We start from the raw sequence: 21457 nt of genomic DNA on the forward strand, positions 1-21457 counted from the left end.
ATAGTACAAATAATTGAGAAACCTTTAATTAAACACATATCGTTGATGTTGAAAAATTAGAAATCATAATCAAAAACTCTGAAAAACAAACTTTTTAATTTTGAAAAGGAAGGATATTAAATGAAACACTTACCTAAAAGTACACCTACGGAAATATTGAATGACCCATACGGATTTACTTACAAAGAAATGTCGGAAGTAATTGGAGAGGATAAAGCAAGAGCCTTATATACGGAATTATATAAACAGCCATTTCACAAAAAAAAATCTATCAATATCAACAAAAAAAGTCTATAAAAGTAGCGATACTGAAAAGTATGTTTATGAATTGAAAGACAACAGGTATATCGAAACGGTTTTTATTAAACGGCGAGATGGTGGGACTGTTTGCGTAAGTACGCAAGTTGGTTGTCCTGTTGGCTGTATTTTTTGTGAGTCCGGACGCAATGGTTTTGTTCGTAATCTAACACCGTCTGAAATTGTGCAGCAGGTCATATTGATACGTCAAAAAGTAAATCGTATCGTTTTTATGGGAATGGGAGAACCTTTATTCAATTACGACAACTTGATTGCAGCAATCCATATTCTTCGAGATAGAAATGGACTTAACTTTCCAACCGACGGCATTACCGTATCAACAGTTGGTCCAGTTAAGCAATTAAAAAAATTGCGCGAAGAACATCTAAAAATTCAGTTGACAATATCTTTACATGCAGCAACACAGGCTGCGAGAAACTGTATCATTCCTCATATGCACAAGTACGCTATTGAAGATGTTGTTAAGCAAGCATTGTCCTATTCACAAAGGCATAATCGAAAAGTGGTATTTGCGTATTTACTTTTACCAGGTATAAATGACCGTTCCTCAGATATAAGGCAACTTGCAAAATGGTTTAAGGGCAAAAATGTTATGATTAACGTGCTGCAATACAACCCGACGAGTAATTCAAAAATTAGAGCACCACAAAAACAAGAAATGGTTGCGTTCAAACATCAATTAGAGCAAACAGGACTTGAAGTTACCATGAGAGTTTCTCATGGTAGAGAGATTAAAGCAGCTTGTGGACAATTAGCTAATACATATAATAAAGCCAAAAAACAACAAAAATAATTTAATTAAAAGAGCCAGACGCACAGACGCAGAGCCGATAATATGCAGTTTGAAATACTGCTGTTATCGGCTCTTTTTTGATTTTAATTTGTGCCCCCAATAACCATATTGGAGCAAAATCAGAACTGTTGCTTGTCGTTCTTTGATTTCCGCAGCAGCTTTGAAAAATCAAAGCCGCCGTTTCTTTTTATTTTCTGATGAAATGACGCGGTATCACTGTTAAAAGCGGCGGCTAAAGGAGGTAGCCGCCATGAAGCACATACCCTATCGACAAAATCCGACGGTCATTGACTTATCAAAAAAAGCCCGACCACCGTCGGGAACCTCTCCACCCTTGAATATGAACTGTCTAATCATCTAAATACTACTTACAATACCTATACGCCTGTCCGGGCTTTTCGGACAGGCGTATTTTGCTGCTCAAAAAATTTTTTGAAAAAAATCCGAAAATCTTCGGCGTTTTTTTCAAAAGGCAGTATTGCCCCGCGAAAAGGGGGAAGCACCACCAACTTTCCAACGAGAAAGGGGGTGAGAATGTGGAACCTAATCGCAGGGAGTTACATAAAAAACATGAGGTTTGCTAAAGGGTTAGGAGTTCTCAGTCGGTCATTATCCCTGTACCAGCCAAGCCGATAATCTCCGCCATGAGAAGTGGATTTAATAAACAGATTACAACTCAACGAATCCTCCAACGCGGAATATTCTTCTCCTATGAGAAAAGGGGTCTCCTTGGAAAAGAAGGTATTGTCTTCAGGAAGAATGTTAGGGAAGCTCTGTAAAATGCTTGATTCTTCCCAATGGCCTTTAGAGACTTAATTTTCAAAGGATCTGGCCGAAATTTTCCATTCAGGAGGAGTTGATTGGGGCCTAATCAATCAATTTCCTCCCCAATAGATACAGTTATCCTAGACGAAGCTCACCTTAGTTCGATTTTCGAAGCAATTTCCGATGAACATGTTGGCAATCGAGGCCAGCATTGTTAAGCGCGCCGTATTTTTGGCCAGTCCTCTATATCGTACTTTCCTATATCCGAACTGAACTTTAATTCGATGAAAGGCGTGTTCGACCTTACATCTAATTGAACTCAGCACCTTTTCGTCGGCAACTCTCTCTGCGGAGAGCTTCTTTCTCTGGCCGTAGCGTTTCGCAGCCGTATAAGTTACTCGTTCAGGATCTGCACTCTCACGCTTTTCCATACCGAGATATCCGGAATCGCCGATTACTTCCCAGTCATCGGGGCGGCGTAATTCGTCCGCTTTTGTCACATCGTGAACATTAGCGGGGGTCGTTACCACCGTGTGGATGATTCCGGTGGCTTTATCCACACCAATGTGCATCTTCATTCCGAAGTGCCAGTTGCTGCCTTTCTTCGCTGAACGCATTTCAGGATCTCGCTTTTTGTCAGCGTTTTTCGTCGAACTCGGTGCTTCAATAAAAGAGCCGTCAACAATCGTGCCCTTGCTGAACAGAAGCCCCCTGGCGGTAAGCTGCTGCTTGAACAAATCAAAGACTTGTTTGTCCAGAACGTTTTTCTCAAGGAGATGACGGAAACGTAGGATCGTGGTCTCATCGGGACATTTTGAATCCATCGTCAGACCGACAAAGCGGCGGCATGCGAACGAGTCGTGAAGCGTCTCCTTACACATGGGATCAGAAAGGTTATAAACCAGCTGAAGGAAACGAATGCGGATCATGAGTTCCAGAGGATAAGGCTGAGCGCCGCGTTTGCCTTCACTGTAATAAGGGCCTATCAAAGATTTCAAGCCCTGCCAAGGAATGATGCGGTCTAAAGTCTCCAGGAACTTTGTTCTTCTGGCACCGCCCAGCTGCGGTGAGGTTTCTGCAAATAAATCAGCGAATGTGGGGGCTTTAATCTTCATAGTCACACTTTTCGGTAGTGTGCTAATTATAGCATATCACCCACCTTTTGTGCAGAGATTCCTTAGACAAAAACGATAGAAGTTCTTCATAGTTGCAATTGCTTAGCTGTACCGACTCTTCGTCAAAATAATATGTTTTAGGTTTAATGAGTTTGCCATCAAGTATTTTTAATTCGAGGGGCCAAAGGTAATGTATGTCATTCGTTGGACGGGCTATTAGGTATAGTTTTTTTCCTGGCACCTCTGTTGACTGAAACTCTGCAACTAACACCGCGGCTGCCCAAATGGTCCAAGAAGCTCCTGCATCACGTTTCCGCTCGGCATCTCCGATTGCTGCAGCTTGTGATACATAATGAACTCTGGGCGTATAACGAATGTAGTTTCCCCATGCACAACGTTCTTCTGAGAGAAACCACACCTGACCGATGGAAATATTCGTTAAGGCTGTCTTCTTCCGCTTTTCGATAGTGCTGAAATAATAACCTGACATAAGATTTCCTCGCTTTTTAAAGCTTTTCCTTCTCGTTTTTTAAAGCTGGCTTCCGTGGCTCTCGCTGCTGGGGACAAAATCTATGCTTATCAGGGACCGACCTCATCAGAGTAGTCGTATAAGAAGGATCTTCTTCATTCTCAACAAGATACCACTTTCTGTTGAGACCTAAGAGATACTGATCTACAACTTTTTTACTAGTAAAACACTAGTAAAAATATATTCCATTTTCTCTTAAAGAAAAGGATAAAGAAACTTTATGAGACATGAGCCTTACGCAAAAGTGAATAATTTAAGATGAAGAGACCGCGGACTAGTCGTTTCCAAGGCTTAAGTAAATAGAAAAGTTACGGCCACGTAATCCAAAGTTTAGGAAGGTTTTTCTTCCTTCTCTTGGCTATAAATCTACAAGAAAATCCAATAGAAGTTAAACCGTCAATTAGCCACTTGAGAGAATCTAAGTCACCATCAATCCAAAATGCGCCGCCTCTAGACGTATTATCCACATACGGAATTGAATATCTCTTCAATATCGCAATAAGCAGGAAAAGAGACGGCGGATAAGATAGCTGCTGAATAAACTTTGTGCGACTATCAACAAGTTGTATTTTTTCTGTTGAATTTACGGAACTGTGTCCCCTCAGTTCTTCGGCTCTTTGCTCCCTAAAGAATTGGATGCACTCCTCATCTCTGAAGATGATTCTCTCATATTCAATATGTATTCTACTCAAACACCACGGAGCTAGCTTCTTTAAACTCGAATAGCTTGAAAAAATCTCTAGAGCCCCTTCTTCGTATCTATATTCATCAAAATCTATCCCTGCCTTTTCCAGTTCATCTTTTATATGTTCGAATCTCTCTTCTTGGGGGTGCATTATTAAAGATTGTCCTCTTAACGCAACTTCCTATTAGTCTAATGTCAGGATCCTCACACAGGAATAGGCTTGACTTCTCGTGACCCTCAACGCCCATTAAAAATTAACTCATCGAACTTGATACAACAAATCCCACGTTCAATACCGTATAGTGAATTTTTACTAGTAAAAACAATGAAGTATTAACTTTTCCTTGCTTGGTACGCGACGGCATAAAATGACCACAACAGGTGTAAAGACAGTCACCAAACGTGATTAAAGAAAAATGAACTCGATGACTACCCAGAAAGGGAATAGCGAAGAGCGGAATTATTGGCAATCTTGTTTTGTTATTGGAAAACTGCGCAGTATCTTCTTTTCCATATCTTCAAGGACACACTGGAAGCGGTAGCCTTTTGTGAGCAGTGCTTCAAAGTGAGGAGCTTCGCAGAAATACGTTATTAAATCTTTTTGTTTTTTATTGAGCCTTTTGGAGGATATTTGCCTTTTATTAAGCTGTTGGTATTTTAAGTAATTGATAATTTGTTTATCGTCGTAATCAGAGAAATACGAACGGTACCAACTCAATCCTCCATCAAAATTAACCGGGAGGTTAAACGTACTAATTATTTTACTTTGAGCGGCTTCTTTTGCCGAAACCTGTATTCTTGCAGGATCGGGTAATGGTCTTGTTTGTTGCGGAGGTTCCTCTTGAAGCCTAAGACCGATAAAAATGAAAACCGCTAAAACACAAAAGAAAAGAGCTATCCAAACACTGGAAGATTTCTCTTTTTTAACATCTGCATTGACTTTATCTTCTACGCCCTTCGGTTTAATCAGTTCTTTTTGAAGTGCGGAAATTTGGGCTCGGAGCGACTTTATTGTCGTTTCAAGCTTCTCGTTAGCATTTTCCAACGAGGAAATATATCGAGCATGCTCCCGTGCCTGGAGTTTTAGGGTATCAAGCTCTTTTTGAAGGGAGCTTTTTAAAGAGTCGATGCCTTGAATGCGAGCTGTTGCTCTTAAAACAAAGTCGCACATTTCTTCTCCGAAGGTTTCTCTATCCTCCTCTGTAATTCCCGGCTTGTCTGCCGAGAGACTTTGCTCGTACAAAGTAACCGAGTTTTTTAATCGGTCGATGTCATCTATACACTCTTCTCTCATTTTTCTAAGAGAACCTCGGAGGGCGTCGCAGTTATTCCTCTGCTCCTCGACTTTTTCTAGAGATTTATCGGCCTTTTCTTCGATGTAATTTATGCTATTTCTAAGGTTGACAGAGTTCTCGGTAAGGTCTACGTTTAATTGATCAATTTTTTCGAAAGTTTCTCTTCTCAGGATTACTTCCTTTGTGTGAGCCGAACTTATACCGATTTCAAACCTTGATAGTTTTTCTTCAGTGGAAGTCTTAAAACTCTCAAAGTCTTTGGTTGCTTCTTCTTGGCTTTTTTTAATGGGGGAAAGCGCATCCCCCAGTTCCACTAGTTTTTTATTGAGTTCGGTTTGAGAGTCAAGAATCCTTTTATCGAAAGTCTCTTTGGCTGTTTTTATTTTGTTTGAAAGCTCGATTTCTCGTTGGTTAAGGGAATAGAGTTTTTTAGCTAGCAGTAGTGCAAAGTTTTCGCCGCCCCAGAGCTCTTTCTTACTTCCTAAAAAAGCTATGAGTTCATCGCTGCTAACATTATTATCAGTTGCTACTTGTTTTAGCAGCTCATTAACGCTTCCGGTTGGACTTAGTTCACCGGGGCTGGCTGTTTCACGAGTGCCGAGTCCGTTTTTTTCTAAATAGTCATCAGAGTCGCGAGTAGTGGCAGTGTCCTCTCTCGGATAAGGTCTGGGTCCAAGCGATTGCATTTATTTTCCTTGTGTTTAAACGTCTTGGGATGTTTTATTCTTGTAGTAATTACTATATTAACAAATCGTTATATGGGACTTTCCCATGGGTGATCCCCTAAACAGAGCTATTCTTGCAACCACCGCTCCCTTCTATTCTCTGTACATGTAATCCTAAAAAACTGCGAAGAGGCGTGTAGACATTTGCAATCTGGTAATTTTTACTAGTAAAGCACTAGTAAAAATCTCTAATATGAGTTTTTCCCCGTTACTAAAAAACAAAAAATCAATCGAAAAAAAAAACGTCAGATGATGAGCTAAGTTCTTAGCAATCGGATCGTTTCGGCGAATGTCGTTTTGTTTTACTTGTCTTATTTGTATTAATTGTAGACATCCCAAAGTCCTTGGTGATCAAGGCTTCTACGCAACTTAATATGAGAAATTCCCCGTTAAATATGAGTTTTTCCCCGTAAAGTATGAGAAATTCCCCGTGTAAGTATGAGTTTTTCCCCGTGAATTATGAGTCTGTATAATGAGCTCATAATTAATAACTAAGGCGTACGACCATGGGAGAGCTAATTGTAAAGTACGGGAATGAGGTTAATAGAGCTGCACGACGCCTCACGACCAGCGAATTGCGTATTCTTTTTGTCGCCATCGCTAAGAACTTCCAGGTAAAGGACCGGTGCCTTGAGTGCCGGGTCTCTGCTCAAGAACTTATCTCCTTAGGTTCAGATCCTTCAACCGCGTACGCAGACTTGAGGCAAGCGGTCGAGACTCTGTTTGATCGCTACATTGTCTTTACTGAAAAAGATGCTTCTGATAACGCGCTCATCGAACGAAAAATCCGCTGGGTACAAGATATCGGGTATGTAAAAGGAAGCGGAGAGGTTGTTGTCACGCTTTCTCAAAAGCTCCTACCCTTCCTGCACGACTTCCGGAAAGGTTTTACGTTGCTGAAACTGCAGGAGATACGAGGCCTAACGGCATACGCCGCAATTCTTTATACAATGCTGTGCCAGTACAGAGATACGCGCTGGATGAAAATTGATGTCCAAGAACTGAGAAGCATCCTTGAAATTGGGGACCGTCTCAAGCTCTACGGAGACTTCAAGAGGTTCGCCATTAAGTCATCAATCAAACAGATCAACAACAGCCAAAATACCGTGTTCAACGTGCGTTTCGAGGAGATTAAGGCCGGACGCAAAGTTGTTGCGATCAAATTCATTCTCGAAGATAAGCCTCGCCTAATCGCGTTAAAAGCGCTGGAAAAGGCTGACCCACATCCGGTCATCAAAATTACGGACAAACAGGCCAGGTACTTCGCTTCAGAAGCGATTGCCCGGGACTGCGATATGGTCATGCAGGTCCTTCGAAATGAAAATATTTTGCCGGTAAGTGTCTTCCGCACTTTCTACACCAATCAAATTGCAATCGACTGGCTGGCTCCGCAGTTGAAAAAGCCGGAAGTGCTTGCGAACAAAAACGTACAGAAGATGCTTCGCAGCTTTGGTTTTTCTTTCTGATTTTCGGGGACGAATTTTAAATATGAGTTTTTCCCCGTCTAAATTTCGATTTTCCTACAATGCCGACTACGGCGGAATCCCTCCCACTCCTTATATATTTCTTTCTGTATACATTGAATTTGTATTTAGTAAAATGCAGACAACACCACGGATCGGCTTTTGGCTGGACAATTCCAACCAAACACCGCAGCAGACAGTAGAAACCATTCTGAACGTTAGGAAGCCGGTATGATTGTTACATATAAGGGGAAGAAAAATTTCTTTTAGATACTTGTTTTCCTAAAACTGATGTGATATAATAATTCAATTCCAGAAAAGGAGTAAAAAATATGCGGCAAGGTATTCTTAAATAAAACTATAATCAAATAGTGGGAACAAAGGATTATGATAGTCCCTTTTGTAGGGGCTTAGTTTTTTGTACCCAATTTAAGAATACTTTTGCCTTATCAATTTTGACATATCCCCAAAAACAGCACTCACAAACAGGTGTATGCTGTATATGTGTATGTCCGCAAATTATCATCCCCAGTGGTAAAAGTATTTTACTGCTGGGGATTTTTATGCCCTTCGGGGCAGTAAAGGGAGGACAATCACATGAAAATAATCAATATTGGAATTCTTGCCCATGTAGACGCTGGAAAGACGACCTTGACGGAGAGCCTGCTATATGCCAGCGGAGCCATTTCAGAACCGGGGAGCGTCGAAAAAGGGACAACGAGGACGGACACCATGTTTTTGGAGCGGCAGCGTGGGATTACCATTCAAGCGGCAGTCACTTCCTTCCAGTGGCACAGATGTAAAGTCAACATTGTGGATACGCCCGGCCACATGGATTTTTTGGCGGAGGTGTACCGCTCTTTGGCTGTTTTAGATGGGGCCATCTTGGTGATCTCCGCTAAAGATGGCGTGCAGGCCCAGACCCGTATTCTGTTCCATGCCCTGCGGAAAATGAACATTCCCACCGTTATCTTTATCAACAAGATCGACCAGGCTGGCGTTGATTTGCAGAGCGTGGTTCAGTCTGTTCGGGATAAGCTCTCCGCCGATATTATCATCAAGCAGACGGTGTCGCTGTCCCCGGAAATAGTCCTGGAGGAAAATACCGACATAGAAGCATGGGATGCGGTCATCGAAAATAACGATAAATTATTGGAAAAGTATATCGCAGGAGAACCAATCAGCCGGGAAAAACTTGTGCGGGAGGAACAGCGGCGGGTTCAAGACGCCTCCCTGTTCCCGGTCTATTATGGCAGCGCCAAAAAGGGCCTTGGCATTCAACCGTTGATGGATGCGGTGACAGGGCTGTTCCAACCGATTGGGGAACAGGGGAGCGCCGCCCTATGCGGCAGCGTTTTCAAGGTGGAGTATACAGATTGCGGCCAGCGGCGTGTCTATCTACGGCTATACAGCGGAACGCTGCGCCTGCGGGATACGGTGGCCCTGGCCGGGAGAGAAAAGCTGAAAATCACAGAGATGCGTATTCCATCCAAAGGGGAAATTGTTCGGACAGACACCGCTTATCCGGGTGAAATTGTTATCCTTCCCAGCGACAGCGTGAGGTTAAACGATGTATTAGGGGACCCAACCCGGCTCCCTCGTAAAAGGTGGCGTGAGGACCCCCTCCCCATGCTGCGGACGTCGATTGCGCCGAAAACGGCAGCGCAAAGAGAACGGCTGCTGGACGCTCTTACGCAACTTGCGGATACTGACCCGCTTTTGCGCTGCGAGGTGGATTCCATCACCCATGAGATCATTCTTTCTTTTTTGGGCCGGGTGCAGTTGGAGGTTGTTTCCGCTTTGCTGTCGGAAAAATACAAGCTTGAAACAGTGGTAAAGGAACCCACCGTCATTTATATGGAGCGGCCGCTCAAAGCAGCCAGCCACACCATCCATATCGAGGTGCCGCCCAACCCGTTTTGGGCATCCATCGGACTGTCTGTTACACCACTCCCGCTTGGCTCCGGTGTACAACACGAGAGCCGGGTTTCGCTGGGATACTTGAACCAGAGTTTTCAAAACGCTGTCAGGGATGGTATCCGTTACGGGCTGGAGCAGGGCTTGTTCGGCTGGAACGTAACGGACTGTAAGATTTGCTTTGAATACGGGCTTTATTACAGTCCGGTCAGCACGCCGGCGGACTTCCGCTCATTGGCCCCGATTGTATTGGAACAGGCATTGAAGGAATCAGGGACGCAACTGCTGGAACCTTATCTCTCCTTCACCCTCTATGCGCCCCGGGAATATCTTTCCAGGGCTTATCATGATGCACCGAAATACTGTGCCACCATCGAAACGGTCCAGGTAAAAAAGGATGAAGTTGTCTTTACTGGCGAGATTCCCGCCCGCTGTATACAGGCATACCGTACTGATCTGGCCTTTTACACCAACGGGCAGAGCGTATGCCTTACAGAACTGAAAGGGTATCAGGCCGCTGTCGGCAAGCCAGTCATCCAGCCCCGCCGTCCAAACAGCCGCCTGGACAAGGTGCGCTATATGTTTCAGAAGATAATGTAACGTCTTGCGCAATGCAAGCGTTCATTGCTGGCTATTGCGAAATATCATTGATAAAATCAGTATCAGAGAGGAGAAACTATTTTGAACCAGGAACAGACGAATATTACAACAGGAAAGCAAATACGTCATCTGCGAACACAATTGGGAATGACACAGGAAGAACTAGCCGGGGAATTGAATGTTACCCGGCAGGCACTATCGAATTGGGAGAGAGATGTTAATGAACCCGATTTAAATATGTTGAAAAAAATGGCTCTTAGAGCAGAGACGGATTTTCATACGTGCGAATGAATATGACTTTTACTAGTAAAACACTAGTAAAAATCTCAACGGAGAAAGTCAGGGAAGCAAAAAACTACCTCCTTCCTTAGAGCCTTTTATTGCAACGCAAAACTACGCCAACAGATACCTCGAAACTCCCCTTCTCTCGATAAGACTTAACAGAGAAGAGTCTATTCATTTGATCTGCTTTCGGTTTGTCCGCCGAGGATGTCCTAAAACATTTTCTGAGCGGCTGTCGCCGAAAGCACAAATGATTCTGGCGTGCATCCCGCTCTGACGAAAAGCCGCAGCGAATACGGGCTCAATCGCAGATCTCGACAAGTCGAAATCTTTCGCAGGATTGTAGTCACGGGCAAGTCCGGCACGCCTTAAGAGCGTTTCCACACTCGGCCACTTCTCACGAAGAAGCCGCGGATCATGCCTATTTTCGATAACGCACATTGCTAAAAAGGCACTGTACGCATCTCGCTGAACAACGGTATTACTGATCCGGGTCCAGCGCTGCTTGAGCGTTTTCTTTATGTAGGACCCGTCAACATGATTGAACTGTGAAAGTCGGCAGCGATAGGCGTTTAATTCAATGAAATCTGCATTGTCGGCACTTTCAGCCTTACGGCGCAAACACTGAATTAAATCTCCTGTCCCATGCTTTCTTACACTCTTACCGAAATTTTCCTGAAAACTTTGATAGCTGTTTTTTTCGCATTTAATCGTTCCGCCCATTTGAATAATTATGTTGGCGATGCGCCTGTGATCTGTCTTTCTGGCGGCAGTCTCAATCCTAAAAATCTCATTGCGTTGATTTACGAGCTTTTTGAAACGATTAGAGCAGTTCCAAACAGCACCTTTCTTGATTGCTCCCGACGCTTCAAAGTTATCCGGATTCGTAGCTTTCAGCGACCTGTGCATCAGCTGGGCAAGACGTCTTTTTTCGATCGAATGATCGTTCAAACTTGCGGGAGATGACGGGATCAAGAAAACACCGTCCTCAGATACACAAGCTATTTTTGCCGGACCGGGATCGATACCAACCCACTTCTCTTTCGGACCCGGTATGTAGCGGACGGGAGGATGTCCTTCTAAGATGAGCTGCAAAAAATAGCGCCTACGGCCTCGGATGCGTCTTCGGCAAACCCGGCAATACTTAAATTTACGGGGTTTAGAAGGGTCCGCAGGATCTGAAAGCGCTTCCCTAAGGTATTCGCTAGAAGATATTTCGACCGGTATTCTGCGTCGATTCCAGGCAAATGCCTTTTCTTTCGGATGCCAAATAATATTGGCATGATTCGACTTATTTTCCAAGGAATGCAGTCCGCGCCCCCGGGATTTAAATCTTGGACGTCCTCCTTTTCCAAAGAGGTATCTTTCGACGGATCTCCAGACACGAGAGCCAATTGCTTCAGCAACTTCTACGCCTAGAATGCATTCGTTTTTCACTCTTTTTGCGCCGGGATCTGTTTTTCGGACAAACCGCTTGGCTCCATTCCTGTGGCCGTTGGCTATCTTGCCAAGGCTGAATTCCGTAAGACCGAAAGAGAACCTGATTTCAGCGAGTTTTCTAGAGCGTTCTTTTCCCTTTGGCAACAGTATTGCCTCCCGCCACTCCCGAGAATTACGCATTCGCTCTAAACGACCGAGCGCGGTATGCAGGGTGGCGTTGTATAAGGACAAGGCGAAGTCAAATTTCCGGTTTAGGAATCGAACCACATCATCGCTGTCCTTAATTGGCAATTCAAGAACGAAAACTTGTGTGCTCATACGGCTCCATTATGGTTCTCCGGCTTTTTCTGAACAATCACGTCTTTGGATAACTGCTTTCTTATTCTTGCCTTAGTGGAACAGGATATTTTTACTAGTAAAACACTAGTAAAAGTAAATATGAGTTTTTCCCCGTCGAAGTTTCGATTTTCTTGAAGCTGCGGCGTGCTTCCATACATGCGAGTGAGCATAAGATTTACTAGTAAAACGCTAGTAAAAAATATTAGGGAAATTGCTTAAGGGCGGAAAAGACATCCAATGGGCGGTTTCTTTTCGCCAAGAGAAGCCTTGGTTCAAATCATTCCAGGTGTCTTCAGTGGCGTTTACAGTATTCAAAAAATGAGTGTTATCTAGGAGAATGTAATGAGCGAAAACTTCACAAAGCTTGTCGAGTCATTTTACGGATCGACGATAGGAAACGTTCGGAGCCCGGTTTGGATGTGCGGTTTGGAATGGGGAGGAGGTTACGACTCGAAAATTCCAATTCTAGAAAGCGAGTTGGAACCTTATGGTCTTGAGGATATTCAAACAACTTCCTTGCAAGACTTTATCGATAATTTTTGGGCATCAGGCAGTCCGTTTTGTCGAAATACGATGAAGATTCTATGCGAGTTGTACAACTGCACAGAGCCTGAGACGGAAGCCTCTTACGACCAGGATTGGGAACCTTGGGAAGAGCTGGGAATCGTAGGCGTTAATGGTCTGGCTTTAATCCTGAATGCGTTTCCTATTTCGTTTGAAAACCGGAGAGTGTCAGGAAAGAAGTGGAATGAATACAAAGTTCGCACAACTAAAGACGAACGCAATCCTATCCTGCTTAGCGAATGGACAGGACTTAAAAATTTTGATGAATACATAAAATTTGTTGTAAAGCATCGATCGAAAATTTATTCGAATGAACGCAAACTTCGTAAACCAAAGTTGATCATTTGCTTTGGAAAACAGTCTCTGGATACCTTCCTTGATTTATGGGACGTTGAAAGCAGGACTCCATCCTTAGCGTTTAATTTTGACGATCCTTTTAATCCGGATTTTGAATCCAAGAGCCATCCCAATTGCTTTGCATACTGGACTGACGAGACCTTGGTTGCAGTCGTTCCTTTTCCCGGAGGCCCGAACGGGATAAAGAGTAAGCCGAGAATAACGAACGTAAGCACGTGGCTATACAACGCTGTCGCTAAAAGATATGGCCCAAATTGGCTCGACATTCCAAATATTGTAGTTTCCGAAAAAACGGAGGAAGTTTCTATCCAATCTGAAGTTCTTTCGGAGACGAGGCTATTTCAGGATCTTGTTAATCAGCAATTAGCATGCTTAGAGAGATTGAAGGGGGCCGCGGCCAAATTGCCGGATTCTTGGTATTCAACAGAAGACGGACAGAAACAATTAGAGTCTTTAAAAGAAACTCTGTTACGCGATTATTTTCATGAGTTTGATGCACTGAGGAAAAACCTTAAAGATCAACAAGATCAGAAGAGAAAAGAAACTCTTGAAAAGCTTCGCTAATCAACGGCTTCAGTGATAAGTTTCAGTGGTCTTTTACGCTTAGTTGACCGATTCTCACTGAGGCCGAATTTCTAATTCTCGAAAAGAAAAGTGGTTGCAGCACTGTCAAAAAGCAGGTTTTATTTCCGAGCTTCCTATTTCTTGGATTTCTCGAACTGCTCAACCACTTCAAGCATATCTTTTGACAAGTAAGATTTTGCGCGGCTGGTCATTCCCAGAGGTATTTCGTATTGCGCCTCTGCCAGGGAGCCTACGATTGCGCCCATAGTGTCAGAGTCCCCGCCATATGAGACGGCAAGGCGAACCGCATCCTCAAAACTAGTGGCGAGAGAGGCTAAATGCAAGGCTAAAGGAACGCAGCTCTGGCAACTTCCGTCGAAAACGCCTCTTCTAGGTAAATTCAAAAAAGCGTCCGAGCCATAGAACTCTTTTGCAACCTGTTCAAAGATTGAGGGAGATTTAATTTTTTCTGTCCGCATCCTAAAAATAGCTGTCGCGGCAGCAACTGCTCCTTTAATACCTTCCGGATGATTATGCGTAATGGCTGCAGATAACTCCGCTTGTTTTCTTACTTCGTTTTCACAACCGAACAGCCACCCGATCGGACTTACTCTCATGGCCGAGCCATTGCCGAAACTATTGTAAGGACGAGGATCTCGACGCTTAAACCAGTTGAAAAAATACTCACCGTATCCACCCATTGGATAGGGATATTTTCGGCACCACGTCCGCAGAGAGGTTTGATAATCAGTGCAGCTTAGGATTGCGTCAGCTACCGCAATCGTACAAACCGTGTCGTCAGTGAAACTCGATCCATGAGCAAACATTGGAAAGTTGTAGTCCGACGTGTTGTTGAATTCGTATGTGCTTCCGGCAATGTCGCCGATGATTGCGCCGATCATGGTTCCCCTGTTATTCAGATCTAGTAAAACTCATAACTATGAGAAATTCCCCGTTTATTCTAACTTCAAATTTTTGAGGTCAAGAAGCTTCTTAACTCATTGACTATCTTCAATTTCGACTGCTAAATTTATCTTGACTGTACAGTCTGAGCCTCGCGTAGTGAGCTCCCCGCCATTGTGCGGGCCGGAAGCTCGAGAGCTAAGGTTGGAAGGCGCGCGAATAATACCGGATACAGGGGGTTCATACTCTGTATCCGGGGCCTACACCATCCCTGATTTACTAGTGTTTTACTAGTAAAAATCAACAACTACAAGAAACTTCCTTCAGCCCTGTTCTTGGCTGAGATACCGTCTCACCCTGAATTTCTAGGCAGTTGCCGGAGATATTTTTATCCGGCTCAACAAGCATCTGTTTTAGGTAAGGCCACGGACCATTTCAGAGGATAATTTTCTTTGTTTTTAGAAGGGTCAGTCGCCCGACATACCTCGTCCCAGCAAAAAAATAATAACGTATTGACGATTACCTCTTCCTTCAGCTAGATTGACCTTGACTCTAGAGTCAGTCCTTGGACTGTGCGTAGTGATTACTCCCTCTTATGAGGGACCAGACGATCGAGAGCTAAATATTGAAAGGCGCGCATTTGTATCCGTACTTGGGCCTTCAACCTCAGGTACGGGATTCCGAGGGCGGAGAACGGGGAGCGTCTTTGGCGCGCCCCGTTTCTCTTTAAAACTGGCTTAGATAAGACTTCCTAGCGTCTACATCATCTATTTTTACTAGTAAAACACTAGTAAAAATATCATTCTTTTTTTAACCGTCATAGTTTTCCACCCTTTTGTATACTGGCGGAATCAGGTTTATTTCTTTCCGTTTATCTGATCCTTAAAGCGGCTGAGGAGTGCGAATCCTTAGCCGTTTTGCTTTGGTTTTATCTCGACGATTGCGGGAACTCCAAAACAAACCTCAAACCCTTTCCCGAAAAATGAATAAACCGGACAAGTGAAAGCCAGCTCGATTGTCTGGAGAGAGTTTCAAAAGAATCTCCGGATGGATAAAACTCTAAAACTTTAAGCAAGGCACCCACTTCAAAACGGAGAAGGAATGCGCTTCCTGAAAACGATCGCAAAATTTCTGCACAGATACCGTCATACCTCAGGGGACACTTCTAAGTTACTCTAAAGATAGTTTTTGACCGCTAATTTTTACTAGTAAAAATAATCAACTATGAGAAATTCCCCGTTATTGTTTTTCCTTGTTGATGGAATAACTCTTATTCGATCTGCAGAACTATTTACAGAGATTTCCTAATTAATAGATAAGGAGACGCACCAGGTCCGCTTTTTAGTTTGCTAATTATTTTTTTTTCTAGTAAAGAAATCAACTATGAGATATTCCCCGCTCTTTTGAAAGAGCGTTTTTTCTTTTAAATTTCGAAGCGCTCTCGGCAAAAGTTTTTGTACAGCGTACTTAACTGACAGATAAGGAGATGCACCAGTTCCATCCGTTGCTTGCTAAGTTTTTACTAGTGTTTTACTAGTAAAAACAAACTTATTTTCTTCAAAAGAAAAAGAACCAAAAAGAAAATAACGTAGTTAATTCACAGTTAAAACAAACGAATAACAAAACAAGAAACAACCACTGTCTTGAAATCAGAACAACTCAAAGACGCTCACGTTCAACACAAGAGTTTTCTCCGCTACGCAGGAAAACTCTGTGCAGAACGCTCGCCGAGTTGTTTCCGATTTCAAGCAATACAAAAATCTTTTAGCTCCGGCAAACGAAGAAAAGGCCGATACGACTTCAACACAAGAGTTTTCTCCGCTAACGCAGGAAAACTCTGTGCAGAAGTCTGCATCCCTGCTGAAATCAGAACAACTCAAAACACTCACGTTCAACACAAGAGTTTTTTCCGCTGACGCAGGAAAACTCTGTGCAGAACGTTCGCTGAGTTGTTTCCGATTTCAGCAACCATCCACACATCTCTTTTTTAGAAAAAAAGACTCCGGCTTCGCCACTAGATAAGGAGACGCACCAGGTCAGGGGGTAATTTCCTTTGCATATCTGCGCACTACACGTTCGTTGAGCTTCAGCTGTTCTGCAATGGCCCGGATGCTCAAGCCTTCTTTTTTCAATCTTGCGATCGCCTCAAGATTGAAGCGCTTCTGTTCTGAGCGCTGCTTGTCATACTCTTCCCTAGAAACCGTCCCTTGCGCTCTGCGGCGCTTCATTGATCGTTCGGCGTCCTTCTTTCGACGCGTAGCTGTATCGACGATGGTTTTGTTGCTGCGAATCTCTTCTTCCGTGATACCGAGTTTTTCAATGATCGTTTCATTTTTGGGAGTATAAATCGCCGGATATTCACGACCGTTAAACATGACCGTTTCGCCGTTCGTATAAGCCTTTATTTTTGCGTACAGTGTAGAAAACTCACTGTTGGAGTATCTAAATCCCGGGTCGATCATGAAAGCGATCTTTCGTACTTCGTGATAGAAGTTCAACGGTGTCAGCTGATGAGAGAGCGCAAGAAACGAAGCCGTATAGAGAAGCCAGTTCATGCGATTTCCTGCAGCAATCCCTCCGCGGGCTTGGATGATATTCAGAAGATCATCGGCCCGAGCAAAATTGAGCGTGTTCAGGTTGAATGCCTCTAATCCTTTTAAAATGGGCTTTTGAGCGCGTTTTGAAAATTCCTCAAGGATCGTATCACTCGAGATGAGTTCGTCTCTCCTGAACTCAAATAGCGCGTTGCAGAGGTCTTCAAAGTTATACCGAACGGGACCGTCTATATCAGAATTCACAAAGACTGCTCTGACCAAACGTCCGGACCGCGTATTCGTCGTGTGCAGGACGCGCAGGACTCGGGCTGCGTCTAAGGCATTGGCATCCGCTCCGTAGGGTGCCAGTCGCCTGCAAATCTTCTGCTGCGCGAGATTCCATCTGGGAAGGGCAGCACGCGGGATGTTGTAGGAAAGAAGCCACTTAATCTGAAGGCCTCGGCCGCTAAAGACAATTAGGCTTGGAATTGGGATTCCGACCTCTTGGCAGATCCGAACGAAGTGGTTTGCAGCCTCTTCCGGAGTCTTGTTTTTTCCCCAATCGGTTTTGTAGTAATCAAGGTCAAGAAACAGGGAACTAATACCGGAAAGGCACACAATCCGGCGTGACGGCACAAAAAACGTTGATTGAGAAATCCAAGTATCTGCTTTAACGTCGAGATGATCGATGACCCAATCCATCTTCTCAACGGGAAAGCAAAACTGCTTTTTTTGAGCGGTATCAGATCTGGCGCTCAGAAGCGCGAAATAAGCGTCCTTCTTGCAGTTTTGCTGCAGGAAAGAAATCTCTTCTTTCGGGAAGAGCAAGTCGGTTTCGACTTTCCGCGGCCCAACGGCCGAACTAAATTCGGTATAATACATTCTTGACTCTGTTGGTCAGGTTTCCAATCTGACCAGTTCCAGTTGGAAAGCCAAGCTTTCCAAGCATGCGCAAGGGTTGCCGCCCTTTCGCGTTAAAAATTCAAAAAGGACCGGAAAGTTCCAAGTTTCCGGTCCTTTTTCCTTATGGGCAATTCTACTTTAATTTGCGCGATTTCCTTACAATTTCCTCAAAACAACAGGTATTTACAAAATAACCCCTGTTGTCTCAAGGGGCCATTTTTGTTACAATTTACTAGTAATTTACTAGTCTTTTACTAGTAATTTACTAGTGTTTTACTAGTCTTTTACTAGTAATTTACTAGTAAATATTATCGTTTTCCCTAGGTACAGCGCCTTTCTTGAGTTGCTGCTGAATCCACATGTTCAAAAGTGCTGCACGAGTCATTCCCAGGTCTGCTGCAACTTCATTCACACGGTCCAGATCGTCCGGATTCATCGTTAGTGTAATAACGACCTTTTTCCCTTTGAGTTTGTACTTGCGCTTGGCGCCGTCCGGGGCGGATTCGATGAAGTCCTGAACTTCCTTTGAGTTGAAATCAACGGCTTTCTTCTCAGGCTTCGGCTTGAGCTGCTCCTCGAACTGCGAAGCAACCTTGGGTAACTTTGCGATAGACATGTCTTACTGCTCCTTCGCGTTGGCCTCTTCTTCTTCGTCCCCGAATACAGCTTTAACAAGATCTTTGACCTCTTTCACTGCTTTAGGATCTCTCGTCTTCAGCTCATCAACGCCCAGACCGTATCCGGAAGAGGTTGCAAAAGCTTTTCTTCTGCCCAGCGGGCAGTTCAGGAACTTCATGGTCGGGTAGTCCTGAAGCGCTTCTTCCGCTTCTTTGTTGTCGACGCTATTCGGGTCGGCGCTGTTTAAGAGGGCGTATGCAGGGAATTCGCCTCGCATACTCTGAACTTCCTCTAACAAAGTGTGCATTTTCGGGAGAGCCCAGCTATCAAAACTGCGGGGCTGGAAGGGGATCAGCAAAAGATCGCAAAGCATCATGGCAGCACGCATCGTTGTCGCATCAAAGCCGCCTACGTCGATGATCACAGTATCGAACTGGTCACTTAATTTTCTGACGTTAAATTGAAGGGATTTTCCATCCGAGTAAGTCGCAAAGGGAACTTCCTTTTTGCCTTTTTGTTCAAGTCTTAAAGACAAAGCAAGAGCACCTGTCTGCTGCCGGTCTCCGTCGACAAACCAAACCTTTTTACCCTGACGGGCGCGGGCAATTGCGAGCTGCAGTGCAACCGTTGTTTTTCCTGTGCCGCCTTTTGTATTGCAGACAGCGATGATTCGTGGTGCCGCCATAAATCCTCCGGATTTTTTACTAGTGAAACACTAGTAATTTGTTAGTGACTATAGTAGGTATAGCAAAAGTTATGGCCATCATTTTACTAGTAATTTACTAGTAAAATCGAGAAGAAAAATATTAGGGGGAACGATGGGCGATTCATTCCAGTTTTACCTCGATCTTTTACTGATTTGGCTGCTGCTGATCGATGTCTGCGTGCTGGCTGCGAACGTAATTAACCGGTACACAAAGGAACCGAGCCGATACGGTGAGCGATCCTTTATGAAGTATTGCGTTGCTGCTTTAGTTGCGCTCTTCGTTGCTGTTGTTTTGTATTCGTTCCTTCATCCGGAGGTGCGTCGCCCAATTATCGAAATCAAGCAGTTTTTCTCGTTACTCGATAAATCTATTCCGGTCTCTCACCTGACTATCACGATCGCGGCGATCTGCTGCGCGCTGATCCCGTTTGTTCGCCTGGTTAAAAAATTGCAACGCAGTCAGCTAAAAGAACGCGCTACCAGAGACTACCAAGCGAAGAAAATTAAGACGCTGGAAGCCAATGTTCGAATTCTGAAATCTCAGCTCAAGTCCAATAACCGAAAACTAAAAGTGTTGGAGTACCTAGCGGAAAAACATGGAATTTCGGTCAATGAAATCGATGAGGAAACAAAAAAACAGAGAAACGAAAAAGGCGGATAACTCTCTAACGCTTAAAGCTCAAAATAGAACATTAATAAACTTTTTTCACTTATAAATGAAAAAAGTTTAGACTATTCTCATTTATAAGTGAAAAAAGCATGACTTTCATTCCAAGACGGATCTCTTCAAGCATTTTGAGAGTCCCAAAAAATAAAGCTGTCGAGCTGTTCGGAATGCGCCAAGTCGGAAAAACTACGCTTCTGGAACACCTTTTCAAAAACTATCGAACGGCCTGGTATACGGGAGACAGTCCCGATGACGTAAGAATTCTTACTTCGCTGCCGTCTGCAAACGAACTTCGGACTCTTATCGCAAACTATGAATTCATCGTGATTGATGAAGCTCAGAGAATTCCCTCTATCGGTTTGCTCATCAAGCGATTCGTAGACTTAAAGACGGATTGCCAGTTAATCGTTACCGGGTCGAGTTCTCTTGACCTTGCCGGAGGAACTTTTGAATCGGCTGCAGGCCGCTTTCGAGCGTACCAGTTATGGCCTTTTTCTGCTCAGGAATTAGCGGATAGTTCCTCTTGGATTGATGAAATACGAAGTCTCTCGGACAGACTCGTATACGGCTCTTTTCCTTTTGTTATTGACGATCCTGAACAAGCGAAAGAGGATCTTGTTTCCTACGCTATCTCCACAGCCTTCAAAGACATCTATTCTCTCTCCGGAATTAGAGATCATAGGGCTTTTGATAATTTGGTCTACCTCCTAGCTCATAACATCGGGAATCTGATCACGGTCTCTTCGCTTGGAAGAGAGTGCGGTTTGAGCTCTACAGCCATCGAGAATTACTTAACGCTCTTAGAGCAGAGCTTCATCATCAAAATTCTTCCGTCCTACGCAAAGAATCTCGCCAACGAGTTAAAAAAATCCAAAAAAATCTATTTCTGCGATCTCGGACTTCGTAACGCAATCCTTCGTCGTTTTACTCCGTTCGGCGCGAGACCTCCGGAAGAGCAAGGCGCACTGTTCGAGAATTACTTCGTCATGGAACGCATAAAGAAGTGTTCTTACGACAGTCGGTTTACGCAGCATTATTTTTGGAGAACGAAAAACGCAAACGAGATCGACTTAATCGAAGTGACGGATGACAACATAGAAGCATTCGAAATCAAATTATCTCAACCGAAAGCGAAAGTTCCTCCGTCGTTTAGAGAAGCGTATCCGGATGCTCTCTTCCATACGGTGAACAGAGATAATTTCTATAAATACTTGGAGTCTCCGTCCGGATAAAGGGCTGAAAACTTGGTCGGTCTTCGCTGAAAAGTACAAGATATCTTTTGATGAAGTGAGCAGAATCATGAGGATCAATGCTCAATCAAAGAAAATCTAGGAACCAATAACGACAGGGATTTTGAGGCCTATTACTAGTGTTT

At 43.8% G+C, this 21457-nt stretch carries 16 protein-coding genes; 7 read left to right on the forward strand and 9 right to left on the reverse strand.

All coding sequences use genetic code 11. The features are described from left to right. Positions 1-202 precede the first annotated feature (202 nt). Positions 203-1111 carry a 23S rRNA (adenine(2503)-C(2))-methyltransferase RlmN gene (rlmN, locus tag HMPREF9439_RS01915; protein WP_008863476.1) on the forward strand — a complete coding sequence of 303 codons (909 nt, stop codon included), beginning with the start codon at positions 203-205 and terminating at the stop codon, positions 1109-1111. 905 nt (positions 1112-2016) lie between these two features. On the opposite strand, the gene HMPREF9439_RS01920 is transcribed toward rlmN, so the two are convergent. From HMPREF9439_RS01920 to HMPREF9439_RS01935, 4 genes are all read right to left on the reverse strand, one after another. Further along, the gene (locus HMPREF9439_RS01920) at positions 2017-2991 is read right to left on the reverse strand and encodes an IS5 family transposase (protein ID WP_008863479.1); all 975 of its coding nucleotides are present in this window, start codon (positions 2989-2991) and stop codon (positions 2017-2019) included. A gap of 22 nt (positions 2992-3013) precedes the next feature. Continuing rightward, positions 3014-3481 (reverse strand): hypothetical protein, encoded by a 468-nt coding sequence (locus HMPREF9439_RS01925; RefSeq protein WP_008863480.1) that lies wholly within the window; start codon positions 3479-3481, stop codon positions 3014-3016. A gap of 347 nt (positions 3482-3828) precedes the next feature. Continuing rightward, positions 3829-4356, reverse strand: coding sequence for a hypothetical protein (locus tag HMPREF9439_RS01930; protein WP_008863481.1), 528 nt, complete (start codon positions 4354-4356; stop codon positions 3829-3831). A 309-nt stretch (positions 4357-4665) separates the two neighbouring features. After that, positions 4666-6186 carry a coiled-coil domain-containing protein gene (locus HMPREF9439_RS01935; RefSeq protein WP_008863482.1) on the reverse strand — a complete coding sequence of 507 codons (1521 nt, stop codon included), beginning with the start codon at positions 6184-6186 and terminating at the stop codon, positions 4666-4668. 545 nt (positions 6187-6731) lie between these two features. Between HMPREF9439_RS01935 and HMPREF9439_RS01940 the strand changes: the two genes are divergently transcribed. The 3 genes from HMPREF9439_RS01940 to HMPREF9439_RS01950 all read left to right on the forward strand — a co-directional run bounded on the left by HMPREF9439_RS01940 (position 6732) and on the right by HMPREF9439_RS01950 (position 10496). Beyond that, the gene (locus tag HMPREF9439_RS01940; RefSeq protein ID WP_008863483.1) at positions 6732-7691 is read left to right on the forward strand and encodes a replication initiation protein; all 960 of its coding nucleotides are present in this window, start codon (positions 6732-6734) and stop codon (positions 7689-7691) included. Between the two features lie 594 nt (positions 7692-8285). After that, positions 8286-10205 carry a tetracycline resistance ribosomal protection protein Tet(W) gene (tet(W), locus tag HMPREF9439_RS01945; protein ID WP_008863485.1) on the forward strand — a complete coding sequence of 640 codons (1920 nt, stop codon included), beginning with the start codon at positions 8286-8288 and terminating at the stop codon, positions 10203-10205. 81 nt (positions 10206-10286) lie between these two features. After that, the gene (locus HMPREF9439_RS01950) at positions 10287-10496 is read left to right on the forward strand and encodes a helix-turn-helix domain-containing protein (RefSeq protein ID WP_087941983.1); all 210 of its coding nucleotides are present in this window, start codon (positions 10287-10289) and stop codon (positions 10494-10496) included. Between the two features lie 165 nt (positions 10497-10661). On the opposite strand, the gene HMPREF9439_RS01955 is transcribed toward HMPREF9439_RS01950, so the two are convergent. After that, complete coding sequence (locus HMPREF9439_RS01955; RefSeq protein ID WP_008863487.1) at positions 10662-12245, reverse strand: hypothetical protein; 1584 nt, start codon at positions 12243-12245, stop codon at positions 10662-10664. 438 nt (positions 12246-12683) lie between these two features. On the opposite strand from HMPREF9439_RS01955, the gene HMPREF9439_RS01960 reads away from it, so the two are divergent. Then, a complete protein-coding gene (locus HMPREF9439_RS01960; RefSeq protein WP_157645798.1) occupies positions 12684-13751 on the forward strand; it encodes a hypothetical protein in 1068 nt (355 codons plus the stop codon). A gap of 134 nt (positions 13752-13885) precedes the next feature. Here the strand turns inward: HMPREF9439_RS01960 and HMPREF9439_RS01965 are convergent, their stop codons facing one another. The 4 genes from HMPREF9439_RS01965 to HMPREF9439_RS01985 all read right to left on the reverse strand — a co-directional run bounded on the left by HMPREF9439_RS01965 (position 13886) and on the right by HMPREF9439_RS01985 (position 19394). Further along, positions 13886-14653 (reverse strand): ADP-ribosylglycohydrolase family protein, encoded by a 768-nt coding sequence (locus tag HMPREF9439_RS01965; protein ID WP_008863491.1) that lies wholly within the window; start codon positions 14651-14653, stop codon positions 13886-13888. 2037 nt (positions 14654-16690) lie between these two features. Next, positions 16691-18070 carry an HlyD family secretion protein gene (locus HMPREF9439_RS01975; RefSeq protein ID WP_008863493.1) on the reverse strand — a complete coding sequence of 460 codons (1380 nt, stop codon included), beginning with the start codon at positions 18068-18070 and terminating at the stop codon, positions 16691-16693. 319 nt (positions 18071-18389) lie between these two features. Further along, positions 18390-18707 carry a hypothetical protein gene (locus HMPREF9439_RS01980; protein ID WP_008863494.1) on the reverse strand — a complete coding sequence of 106 codons (318 nt, stop codon included), beginning with the start codon at positions 18705-18707 and terminating at the stop codon, positions 18390-18392. A gap of 3 nt (positions 18708-18710) precedes the next feature. Beyond that, positions 18711-19394: an AAA family ATPase gene (locus HMPREF9439_RS01985; RefSeq protein WP_008863495.1), complete on the reverse strand. Its 684-nt coding sequence runs from the start codon at positions 19392-19394 to the stop codon at positions 18711-18713. Positions 19395-19527: 133 nt separating this feature from the next. Between HMPREF9439_RS01985 and HMPREF9439_RS01990 the strand changes: the two genes are divergently transcribed. Further along, positions 19528-20076, forward strand: a complete 549-nt coding sequence (locus HMPREF9439_RS01990; protein WP_008863496.1) for a hypothetical protein — start codon at positions 19528-19530, stop codon at positions 20074-20076. Positions 20077-20174: 98 nt separating this feature from the next. Then, entirely contained in the window at positions 20175-21314 is a 1140-nt protein-coding gene (locus HMPREF9439_RS01995; RefSeq protein WP_008863497.1) for an ATP-binding protein, read from the forward strand. Positions 21315-21457 lie beyond the last annotated feature (143 nt).

Source organism: Parasutterella excrementihominis YIT 11859 (assembly GCF_000205025.1).
GTDB classification, from domain to species: Bacteria; Pseudomonadota; Gammaproteobacteria; order Burkholderiales; family Burkholderiaceae_F; genus Parasutterella; species Parasutterella excrementihominis.